The following is an 11,345-nucleotide window of genomic DNA, read 5'->3' as shown; positions in this document are numbered from 1 at the left end:
ACCAAGTAAGCGAAGAAGCGAAAATAGCTTCTCTTCTTAGAGTTGGTCAAAAATAAACCAAAACCGAGTTTAAGTAGGGAGCCTTGACAGTTTCGTTCATATCAGGAGGCTCCCCGGCACGCCCGCGAACCGCTTGTGCCCGGAACGGAAATCAACAGACTAGTTACACAGCCAATTTTTATTATATTTCCGTTACCTAACGGAAAAAACCTTTCTGTAAAATTAAACGCTTTCAACGTAAACTATAAAACATAAAGAGGTTAAAACACTTTAGATTATTTTTCAAAATAACTTTTATGGATAATAGGAGGAATAAATCAATGAATATTTTATTATGTTGTGCAGCAGGAATGAGTACAAGTTTATTAGTAACCAAGATGGAAAAAGCAGCCCAAGAACAAGGGTTGGAAGGGAAAATCTGGGCAGTTGCAGCTAACTCAGTCAATCAACATATTGACAATGCGGATGTCCTTCTTTTAGGACCTCAGGTTAGATACCTTCTTTCAAATATGAAAAAGTTAGGTGAAGAAAAGGGCATACCAGTGGATGCCATCAATCCCATCCACTATGGTACATGTAACGGTGCAGAAGTTTTAAAAACAGCTATAAATCTAGCCAATAATAAATAATAAAGGGAGAAAAGAAAATGAGTAAATTCAACAGCTTTCTAGAAGAGAAAGTCATGCCAGTTGCAGGAAAAATTGGTGCGCAAAGACACTTATTGGCTCTTCGTGATGGTCTTATTGCGACCATGCCATTCATTGTCATTGGTTCATTTTTCTTGATCGTGGCTAATTTACCGATTCCAGGTTATGCTGATTGGATGACTTCTATTTTTGGCCCAACATGGGCTGCTAAATTAAGTTATCCAGTAGATGCAACTTTCAATATCATGTCACTTATTGCAGCGTTCGCCGTGGCTTACCGACTAGCAGAAGGCTATAAGCTTGACGCGATGAGTGCGGGTGCAATTTCAGTTGCTGCTTTCATGTTGACAACACCATTTAGTTTCTTATTTACTCCAACTGGAGCTGAAGAAGGAGTTTTGGTAACTGGTGCCATTTCAAAAGCTTTCTTGAGCAGTAAAGGTTTGTTTGTTGCGTTACTGTTTGCCATTATATCAACAGAAATTTATCGTTGGGTTGTCAAAAAAGATATTGTTATTAAAATGCCAGCGGGTGTACCGCCTAGTGTTGGTAAATCATTTGCAGCATTAATTCCAGGATTTTTTGTTCTTCTTGTGGTTTGGGTAATCCGTTTACTTGTTGAAATGACTCCTTATCAAAGTATCAACGGTTTAGTTACGACCCTTTTAGGTGACCCATTAAAGTTGGTAGGTCTTACTCTAGGTGGAACCATTGTTGCTGAATTATTCGTAACTTTATTATGGGCTACTGGATTACACGGTACAAACATTGTTAAAAGTGTAATGGAACCAATTTGGTTTGGTGCGATGGGTGACAATATGACGGCCTATCAAGCTGGACAGCCTCTACCTCATATTGTTACACAACAATTCTGGGATAACTTTGTTCACATCGGTGGAACAGGTGTAACATTTGGTTTGGTTCTATCCATGGTTATGTTTGCTAAATCTCAACAAATGAAAAGTCTTGGTCGTTTGGCGCTTGCTCCAAGTATCTTTAACATTAACGAGCCATTAATATTTGGTATGCCAATCGTGTTAAACCCAATCATGATCATTCCATTCGTCCTTACTTCAATCGTTACTGTTATTGTCACCTTCCTAGGAATGGATATGGGATTAGTCGCAAAACCATCCGGTATTGCAGTGCCTTGGACCATGCCGCCAATTATCTCAGGATATCTTGCTTCTGGCGGACATATTTCAGGTGCTATCATGAACTTAGTTAACATTGCTATTTCTTTTGTCATTTATCTTCCATTCTTCAGAATATATGATAAAGCGAAAAAGAGAGAAGAAGATGCAATGAACAAAGGCGAAACAAAGGAAAGTATCGCCTAAGGAAAAAGACTGGGTATTAGTTCGGGGATCCAAAATTGACAGGAGAGGATATTGTTCCTCTCCTAGTAAATCATATGAAAGGCTGTTAATCATGAATAAAGAGGAACTTTACAATCATGCATTTCAACTAATCCTTCATTCAGGAAATGCAAAAAGCTTAGCAATGGAAGCGATGTATGCAGCTAAAGAGGGAAATTTCGATGAAGCGGAAGGAAAACTAACCGAAGCAGATTCTGCATTTAATGAAGCACATCATGTCCAAACTGATTTAATCCAAAAGGAAGCAGGCGGAGATGACTTTAATCTTCCTCTTATTATGATTCATGCACAAGATCATTTGATGAACTCATTGACTCTAAAAGATTTAGCGAGAGAAATCATTGAATTGCATAAACTTATCAAAAAGGCTTAAAACAAGATCATCTTTCAGGAGGACATACAAAAGTTAAACATTGTTGGTAACTATGCAAAAGGTATGTCATTTTTTAATTGCCCAATATTGGGCTTTTTTTATTAAAGATTATTTCGCATACTCGTTCTTAGAAAGGAAATGAAATTAAATGAAAAAAACATTCCCAGAAAATTTTTTATGGGGTGGAGCTACTGCTGCAAACCAATATGAAGGTGGATACAATGAAGGCGGAAGAGGGCTGGCAACAAGTGACTTCATAACAAATGGTTCTGCAGACCGTCCAAGAAAAATTACCATCCAGTTAAATGATGGCACAAAAACAATGGTAAACCGACGACCTACCGGGGACCCGAAAGTAGATACGATACCAGAAGGTGCATCAGGCTATATTGATGAAAATGTTTATTATCCAAGCCATAAAGCGGTAGATTTTTACCACCATTACAAAGAAGATATTGCTCTTTTGGGAGAAATGGGGTTTAAGTGTTTCCGGCTATCTCTTAGTTGGTCCCGTATCTTCCCAAAAGGTGGAATTGAAGGGGAACAACCAAATGAGGAGGGGCTAAAATTTTACGAAGATATTTTTAAAGAATGCAAAAAATATAATATCGAACCATTAGTCACGCTTTATCATTTTGAAACTCCTGCTTATTTGGCTGAACATTTTAATGGATGGGGCGGACGTGAGACGATTGATTGTTTTTTAAGATTGTGTACAGAAGTTTTTACAAGGTATAAAGATTTAGTTAAGTACTGGATCACCATTAATGAAATTAATGTATTAAATGGTTATGCCTTTATGGGAACCAGAGAGGCTGCTGCGCAGGTACGTTATCAAGCAAAGCATCATATGTTTGTAGCGAGTGCACGTGCCAATAAGCTTTGTCACGAGATTATTCCGGATGCAAAGATTGGCTGTATGGTTGCATTAAGCTGCATTTACCCGAAAGATTGTAAGCCGGAAAATGTATTTGGAGCTTTGGATTATCGAAGAGGAGCTCTGATCTATTCCGATATCATGATGAGAGGGTATTACCCATCGTACGCTGGCCGTCTTTTTGAAGAAATGGGGGTAACTATAAAAAAGGAACCAGGGGATGATGAAATAATCAAGGCGCATCCTTCCGATTTTTTATCATTTAGTTATTACCGCAGCAGTGTATACCATACTGAAATTGTTCAGAATACCGATACGGGCGGACAAATGGGAGATGTAAATCCTTTCGTAGAAAAAACGGAGTGGGGTTGGGCAATTGACCCAATTGGGCTAAGATACACTTTATCTGAACTTTATGACCGATATCAAAAACCTCTCTTTATTGTTGAAAACGGAATGGGAACCATTGATAAAGCGGATGAGAATGGATATGTGGAGGATGATTATCGGATCCAATACTTCCGGGATCATATTGAAGAAATGAAAAAGGCGGTTACTTTAGACGGTGTTGACTTAATGGGCTATACACCATGGGGCTGCATTGATGTAGTTTCAGCAGGAACTGGAGAGATGAAAAAACGATACGGTTTTATTTATGTAGATATGGATGACGAAGGAAACGGAACATTAGAAAGAACAAAGAAGAAATCATTTGATTGGTATAAGAAAGTGATTGCAACTAACGGTGAAGACCTTAGTTTTTAAATGAAATATATATCAAGATTAACAAAACATAAAACAGGTGCTTAGCACCTGTTTTATGTTTTATTTACGCGCTTAAATCATCAAGATCCTGCCTTTAAAATTTAATGCGGTTGACTTTTCATGATACTATAATGAGTATATGAATTTGATATGTAATGAGGTTGAGAATCATGAGTACAATTTTAGATATTGCCAAGCTTGCGGGTGTGGCGAAGAGTACGGTTTCTCGGTTTTTGAATGGCGGCTCTGTTGGGGAAGCGACGAAGAAAAAAATTGAACAAGCGATAAAGGACACCGGGTATACGCCGAATCCATTTGCACAGAGCTTGAAAGCGAAGAAAACGAATATTATTGGCACGATTGTCCCGCGGCTTGATTCCTACGCTTCTTCGCAAACGTTAATTGGTATTGATGAGCAATTAAAACAGCTGAATTATCAAATGATGATTTCTAATACAAGTCAAAATCTAGAGCGAGAGATTGAAAGCATTTATAGCTTTGCCAATCAAAAGATGGCGGGGATTATTTTGCTTGCTACCGAAATCACGAGGCAGCATATCGAGGCATTTGAAACCGTTAAAGTTCCTGTTCTGCTAATAGGACAAGAGCATGAGGATTTTTATAGTCTAATTCATGATGATTTTTGTGCTGGTTATGAAATGGGGCGGTATGTTCTTGAAAAAGGATATCGGAAAATTGCATATCTAGGTGTAACGGAACGGGATATTTCAGTAGGGGTGAAGCGAAAACAAGGCTTTAAAAAGGCGGTTCAAGAAGTAGAGGATTGTGAAGTTCGCTTCTTTGAGACATTGTTCAAGATTCCAGCTGCGCAAGCTAGTGCAATGGAAATCATCCATGAATTTCAGCCTTCGATCATTGTTTGCGCGACCGATAATATTGCCCTTGGGGTGATGAAGGCTGCGTATTCAGAGGGGCTAACGATTCCTAAAGATATAGCATTAACGGGTTTTGGCGGATATGATGTGACAGAGATCATGCATCCAGGCTTAACGACAGCGAAGTTTTTTTATAAAGAAGCGGGGGAAACGGCTGCAAAACATATCGTAGAGTTAGTCAATGAACGCCCTGTCGAAAGAGTAACTATTTCTAAATTTGAAATTATTGAGCGGGAAAGCGTTGACAATTTCTTTAATCGTCCACTATAATAAAAACAGCGAAACCGGTTCCAATCAAGAGAACCTTTTCACTTGGTAACAATCGAATTCGGTTTCTCTTTTAATAATTTATTTTTTTATCATACTTTGGAACCGGTTCCGTAAAAAGGGATTTTATTTTTGCTCAAAAACGGAACCGGTTCCTAAAACAAATCAAATGAAAAGAGAGGGATTAAGATGGATCATAAAAAAATTGCACGGGAAGTTCTAAATGCCATAGGCGGTCAGGAAAACCTATCAGCTGCAGCGCATTGCGCCACACGCTTACGTCTAGTTTTACATGATGAATCAATCGTTAATCAGGCAGAATTGGATAACATGGATGTAGTGAAAGGAACCTTCTCAACGGGAGGTCAGTTTCAAATTATCTTAGGATCTGGGACGGTGAACGAGGTTTATAAGCATTTGGCGGAGATCTCTGGTCAATCGGAAATGTCAACGAGTGATGTGAAAAACGCGGCAGCGAAGAAACTGAATCCAATTCAGCAATTCGTCAAAATGCTGTCAGACATTTTCGTTCCGATTATCCCAGCAATCGTCGCTGGTGGTTTACTAATGGGAATAAACAATGTCCTAACGGCTCCAGACTTGTTTATTGAAGGAAAATCTTTAGTGGATGCCAATCCAGAAATGGCTGATTTAGCAGCACTTATTAATACATTTGCCAATGCAGCCTTTGTCTTTTTACCAATTTTAATTGGTTTTTCAGCAACGAAAAGGTTCGGAGGGAATCCTTTCCTTGGGGCCGCACTTGGAATGCTAATGGTTCATCCGGACTTATTAAATGGGTACGGTTATGGTGCCGCCTTACTGAAAAATGAAGTCCCGGTTTGGAATCTTTTTGGATTAGAAATTGAAAAGGTAGGATATCAGGGAACCGTACTTCCTGTTCTTGCCGCCTCTTTTATTCTAGCAAAAATCGAAACGTCTTTAAGGAAGGTTGTTCCCTCTGCTTTAGACAATCTATTAACACCGTTATTGTCTATCTTTATTACTGGAGTTTTAACGTTCACATTGGTAGGACCGCTGACACGCTCAGCTGGTAATCTATTAACAGATGGTATTGTCTGGTTATATGACTCAACAGGTGTCATTGGCGGAATCATCTTCGGTTTACTTTATGCGCCAATTGTTATTACAGGTATGCACCATAGCTTTATTGCAGTAGAAACGCAATTGCTTGCTGATGTTGCGAAAACGGGTGGATCGTTTATCTTTGTCATTGCGGCAATGTCAAACATTGCGCAAGGAGCAGCGACACTTGCTGTGCTAAAGACAACGAAAAATGCCAAGATTAAAGGAACCGCTTCAGCAGCTGGAATCTCTGCCTTATTAGGGATTACGGAACCAGCGATGTTTGGGGTTAACTTGAAATTACGCTATCCATTTATCGGTGCCATTATTGGTTCTGCTGTCGGATCTGGCTTTGTTACAGTGTTCAAGGTGAAAGCGACTGCGTTAGGGGCAGCTGGTATACCAGGAATTATCTCGATTCGCCCAGATACAATTATTTCGTATATTATCGGTATGGCCATTGCGTTTGCCGTCGCATTTATAGTTACGATTGTTTTAGCAAAAAGAGAAGAGAAAATAACAGTTAAAAAATCATCTGGTCAAGCAGCAGCATAATAAAAGAATGAAAAGGGGAATCCAGTGATTCTCCTTTCTGTATTAGGAGTGAATCAGCATGGAATGGACAACCGAAAAACGATACAGAAGCATGGACGACGTGACCGAAGAGGAAATTCAAGGGTTAGCCAAACTAGTGAATCAATGTCCATGGCGGCAGTCTTTTCATATTCAGCCGATGACAGGATTGTTAAATGACCCGAATGGCTTTAGTTATTTTAATGGGGAATATCATTTATTCTATCAATGGTTTCCGCTTGGGCCGGTCCATGGGTTGAAGCATTGGTATCATACGAAGTCTAAAGACCTTGTTCATTGGGAAAATGTTGGAATGGGCATAGAGCCGTCAAATAAATTTGATAGTCATGGGGCGTATTCCGGAAGTGGAATAGAGCATGATGGGAAATTATATTTAATGTACACTGGCAACACGCGCGATGAATATTGGAATCGACACCCGTATCAATGTTTAGCAGTAATGAGTCCGGATGGAAGCATTGTGAAAATGGATGCACCGGTGATTGCTGATATTCCAAGTGGCTATACCGATCATTTTCGCGATCCGAAGGTTTGGCAGCATGGGGATCATTTCTACGCGGTGATTGGTGCTCAAAGGGAAAATGAGACTGGAAGTGTCGTTTTATATCGCTCTATTAATCTAAAAGATTGGCAGTTTGCGGGTGAATTGAAGACTGGTTTAGGTGAAAATTTCGGTTATATGTGGGAATGTCCGGATTATTTTGAGCTGGACGAGCAAGGTGTGTTCCTTTTCTCCCCACAAGGGTTAAAAGCGGAAGGCGACCACTATCAAAACATTTATCAATCAGGGTATGTACTTGGAAGTCCAATAGATTTAGAGAATATCGAGTTAAAGCATGGTGCATTTCATGAGTTGGATCGCGGGTTTGATTTTTACGCACCACAATCGACGGTGGATCATCAAGGGAGACGTATTTTAGTCGGCTGGATGGGATTACCGGAGATTGACTATCCTACTGATAAAAATGGGTGGGCACACTGCTTAACACTCCCTCGTGAGCTATCGGTTAAAGACGGTAAGCTGGTTCAGCAGCCAGTGCCTGAGTTAGTATTGCTTCGCGGAGAAGAGGTGGAAGCGAGTCAAACAGTTGAGAATGAAAATGTTAGTTTGGATCATTTCGAGGGAGACGTGTATGAGCTTCTTGTGGAATTCTCTGATAGTACAGCAGAGGAGTTTGGTTTGGAACTCCGGGTCGGAGAAATAGATAAAACCGTGATTAAATATGATGCGGTTGCGAAAAAGGTTGTATTTGACCGGACTGGGTCGGGTGAATCCTTTGCTGAGGAGTTTGGTACCGTTCGGAAGTGTATGTTGGATGCTGAAAAGATTTCGTTCCGAATCTTTGTTGATGTCTCCTCTGTTGAAGTGTTTGTAAATAATGGGGAAGAAGTATTTACCGCAAGGATTTTTCCTGGTGAAAATAGTAATGGAATTCGCGTGTTTGCTCGTGGTGGTCAAACGAAAGTAAAGGCTGCTAAATGGGATATCATATAGACTTTTTAGACTTACTTGAGGTGAAAGAATGGGAAAGCTATTTTCGATTGGAGAGATATTAATTGATTTTATTCCACTTCAAAAAGGGGTGGCCTTAAAGGATGTTTTTTCTTTTGAGAGAGCCCCAGGGGGAGCGCCGGCAAATGTGGCTGCGGCCGTTTCTAAATATGGGCAGAAAGCAGCGATGATTTCTAAATTAGGAAACGATGCGTTTGGTGACTTTTTAGTCGAGCAGCTTGTCGAGGCTGGTGTTGAGATGGACAAAGTATACCGGACTGGTGAAGCGAATACAGCTTTGGCTTTTGTCTCGTTAAAAGAAAATGGGGAACGTGATTTTTCATTTTACCGTAATCCTTCTGCTGATTTGCTGTTAAGAGAGGAGGAGATCGAGCCAGTGTGGTTCCAAGCTGGGGATATACTCCATTTTTGCTCGGTTGATCTTGTGGAAAGCCCGATGAAACAGGCTCATAAAAAGGCAATTAGAGCTGTGTCAGAGGCGGATGGCCTGGTCAGTTTTGACCCCAATGTGCGGCTGCCGCTTTGGAAAAATCCAGATGACTGTCGTAAGGCGATTCTCGAATTCTTACCGACTGTGGATATCGTAAAGGTTTCTGATGAAGAGCTAAATTTTATTACGGGAATAAAAGAGGAGTCCGTTGCGATACAATCGCTGTTCGTTGGAAACGTGAAGGCAGTTATCTACACAAAGGGAGCTGCTGGCGCAGATTTGTTTTTAAAGGATGAAAAGATTGAATCGAGAGGATACTCAGTTAAACCTGTGGACACTACAGGAGCGGGTGACGCATTCATGGGCGGATTTTTATATCAATTGCTAGAGTTGAAAGCAACCCCGGCTAATCTCGAGGAAGTATTACGGGGCAATCAAACAGAGATATTGCGATTTGCCAATGCAAGCGGGGCTCTCACTACAACAGGAAAAGGAGCAATTTCCGCCCTTCCAACTAAGGGGGAAGTTGAGGAGCTTATAGGCTAGTGATACGCATGTAGTCTGCAAGGGACAATGTATAGTTAGGCTTACTTTTATATTGGCATCAATAGCAATAACCACTTCCTATAAAAATTAGGGAGTGGCTTTTTGTGCTGTTAAAATTTATCCATGTTTTTATCAAAGTAAATTACTATTCCAATAATCGGTTAATTTTAACATAAAAGGTAAACAATACAATCGTGTGTTCTAAAACCATTTTAACGAAAATACTTTTGAGCATTTATAGGAGAGATTTTAATGTTCAAGAAAATCCTTTCTCTCATACCGGACTATATCATTTTCGTACAAGCATTTATTACATTCATAGTTCCACTTGGATTTTTTAAATTTTTCAAATGGGTTCATTCATTAGAGAAGAGTGATGATTAATGAGATGGCGCAGGCTAAACAAAAACCGGATGAAAATTGAAGAGTCTGCAAAAAATGCAAAACAGGATAAACAGCCATTTCAAGAATCTATTAATGAAATGACTGGCAATCTTACGGAAGATCTAAATTTAATTCGCCAAGAGATTGGGCATAATTCAGATGTGAAATTTCGTGAGTTTCAAATGGGAACAACGGGTATACGTATTGCTATTATTTTTATAGATGGGTTGGCAGATGCGGATGTAATTAATAATCATATTTTGGTTGATCTCATGTGGGCTTCACCAAAAGATACCGGCCATCCTCTAAAAAATTCCTCCTTAAAGGAGTATATTAAAAATCAAGCCCTTTCTGTATGCGGTTTAAGTGAAGCTCGTGCTCTTAAGGATATAACCTCCGGAATAATGTTTGGGTCAATTGCGATTTTAGTCGATGGTCTAGAAGACGTTTTCCTGGCTGGCATTGCTAATGCTAAAACAAGAAATATTGAAGAGCCGTCTACTGAGGCATTGGTACATGGACCTAGGGTAGGCTTTATTGAAAATTTAAAGGATAATACAGCTCTTCTCCGGCGGCATGGCAAAGATCAAAATTTATCTATCATCAGCACTCAGGTTGGAGAGCGGTCCAAAAAAGAACTAGTCATTATCTACATGAAAGATATTGTAGACCCTCATTTATTAGAAGAGGTTAAGCAACGGATTAACAAAATAAAAATTGATGATGTCCATGACTCTAGTTATATTGAACAATTAATCGAAGATAATTTTTTAAGTCCATTCCCGCAAGTGCAAAGTACAGAACGACCTGATCGTGTTATGGGGGCTTTGATGGAAGGAAGGGTAGCTATACTGTTGGACGGCTCACCTTTTGCCTTAATTGTTCCTGTTACCTTCCATATGCTGCTACAGTCTCCTGAGGACTATTACGAAAGATGGATGGCTGCGACATTAATTCGTATATTACGTTATCTTTCAGCCTTTATTGCTTTATTTGTTCCTTCTTTATATATTGCTTTTATTTCCTTTCATCCAGGATTAATTCCAACTAAGCTCATTTTCTCCATAGCAGCCACCAGAGAGGGAGTTCCTTTCCCTCCTTTAATTGAGGCACTCATAATGGAAGTATCAATAGAAGTATTAAGAGAAGCCGGGCTTCGTTTACCAAAACCTATTGGACAATCGATAGGGATCGTCGGCGGTTTAGTCATTGGAGAAGCAGCAGTGCAAGCAGGAATAGTAAGTCCAATCATGGTCATCGTTGTCGCTGTCACGGCCATATCTTCATTCACGTTACCGCAATATAATGTAGGGGTTGCATTAAGAATTCTTCGCTTTGCGTCAATGTTATTTGCTAGTGTGTTTGGATTATATGGAGTCGTTCTATTCTTCCTGTTGCTATGCAGTCATTTGGTCAGGCTTAAAAGTTTTGGCATTCCTTATGTGAGCCCGGCTGTATCATTTCGATTGTCGGATTGGAAGGACTTCATGATACGGGTCCCCTTATTCCTGATGAAACGCCGTCCAAAACTGTTGCATCCAAAAGATTCAGTAAGAAAAAGGTAACGGTTTGAAAGGAGTTGACCAAT

General features: G+C 39.9%; 9 protein-coding genes. All 9 read left to right on the top strand.

Annotation, left to right across the window (positions count from 1 at the left end):
• Positions 1-320 precede the first annotated feature (320 nt).
• The 9 genes from ACE198_RS24620 (at position 321) to ACE198_RS24580 (ending at position 11,322) form a co-directional block, all read left to right on the top strand.
• Positions 321-629: a PTS sugar transporter subunit IIB gene (locus ACE198_RS24620; RefSeq protein WP_026565245.1), complete on the top strand. Its 309-nt coding sequence runs from the start codon at positions 321-323 to the stop codon at positions 627-629.
• Positions 630-646: 17 nt separating this feature from the next.
• On the top strand, positions 647-1,987 hold the full coding sequence (celB, locus tag ACE198_RS24615; protein WP_098576682.1) for a PTS cellobiose transporter subunit IIC: 1,341 nt from the start codon (positions 647-649) through the stop codon (positions 1,985-1,987).
• Positions 1,988-2,078: 91 nt separating this feature from the next.
• A complete protein-coding gene (locus ACE198_RS24610) occupies positions 2,079-2,399 on the top strand; it encodes a PTS sugar transporter subunit IIA (protein WP_098576683.1) in 321 nt (106 codons plus the stop codon).
• A gap of 148 nt (positions 2,400-2,547) precedes the next feature.
• Positions 2,548-4,041 carry a family 1 glycosylhydrolase gene (locus tag ACE198_RS24605; RefSeq protein WP_375377392.1) on the top strand — a complete coding sequence of 498 codons (1,494 nt, stop codon included), beginning with the start codon at positions 2,548-2,550 and terminating at the stop codon, positions 4,039-4,041.
• Between the two features lie 170 nt (positions 4,042-4,211).
• Entirely contained in the window at positions 4,212-5,207 is a 996-nt protein-coding gene (locus ACE198_RS24600; protein ID WP_375377391.1) for a LacI family DNA-binding transcriptional regulator, read from the top strand.
• 186 nt (positions 5,208-5,393) lie between these two features.
• Entirely contained in the window at positions 5,394-6,845 is a 1,452-nt protein-coding gene (locus tag ACE198_RS24595; RefSeq protein ID WP_375377390.1) for a sucrose-specific PTS transporter subunit IIBC, read from the top strand.
• Positions 6,846-6,903: 58 nt separating this feature from the next.
• Positions 6,904-8,379: a sucrose-6-phosphate hydrolase gene (locus ACE198_RS24590; protein WP_375377389.1), complete on the top strand. Its 1,476-nt coding sequence runs from the start codon at positions 6,904-6,906 to the stop codon at positions 8,377-8,379.
• Between the two features lie 28 nt (positions 8,380-8,407).
• The gene (locus ACE198_RS24585) at positions 8,408-9,373 is read left to right on the top strand and encodes a carbohydrate kinase family protein (RefSeq protein WP_375377388.1); all 966 of its coding nucleotides are present in this window, start codon (positions 8,408-8,410) and stop codon (positions 9,371-9,373) included.
• A gap of 383 nt (positions 9,374-9,756) precedes the next feature.
• Entirely contained in the window at positions 9,757-11,322 is a 1,566-nt protein-coding gene (locus ACE198_RS24580) for a spore germination protein (protein WP_375377387.1), read from the top strand.
• Positions 11,323-11,345 lie beyond the last annotated feature (23 nt).

Source organism: Neobacillus sp. KR4-4, assembly GCF_042136325.1.
Classification (GTDB): Bacteria; Bacillota; Bacilli; order Bacillales; family Cytobacillaceae; genus Neobacillus.
This window is presented reverse-complemented; position numbering and strand designations above follow the sequence as displayed.

Excerpts from the sequence above, each read along its gene's own strand:
- ACE198_RS24620 (WP_026565245.1), top strand. The coding sequence starts at position 321 with ATGAATATTTTATTATGTTGTGCAGCAGGAATGAGTACAAGTTTATTA.
- celB (WP_098576682.1), top strand. The coding sequence starts at position 647 with ATGAGTAAATTCAACAGCTTTCTAGAAGAGAAAGTCATGCCAGTTGCA.
- ACE198_RS24610 (WP_098576683.1), top strand. The coding sequence starts at position 2,079 with ATGAATAAAGAGGAACTTTACAATCATGCATTTCAACTAATCCTTCAT.
- ACE198_RS24605 (WP_375377392.1), top strand. The coding sequence starts at position 2,548 with ATGAAAAAAACATTCCCAGAAAATTTTTTATGGGGTGGAGCTACTGCT.
- ACE198_RS24600 (WP_375377391.1), top strand. The coding sequence starts at position 4,212 with ATGAGTACAATTTTAGATATTGCCAAGCTTGCGGGTGTGGCGAAGAGT.
- ACE198_RS24595 (WP_375377390.1), top strand. The coding sequence starts at position 5,394 with ATGGATCATAAAAAAATTGCACGGGAAGTTCTAAATGCCATAGGCGGT.
- ACE198_RS24590 (WP_375377389.1), top strand. The coding sequence starts at position 6,904 with ATGGAATGGACAACCGAAAAACGATACAGAAGCATGGACGACGTGACC.
- ACE198_RS24585 (WP_375377388.1), top strand. The coding sequence starts at position 8,408 with ATGGGAAAGCTATTTTCGATTGGAGAGATATTAATTGATTTTATTCCA.
- ACE198_RS24580 (WP_375377387.1), top strand. The coding sequence starts at position 9,757 with ATGAGATGGCGCAGGCTAAACAAAAACCGGATGAAAATTGAAGAGTCT.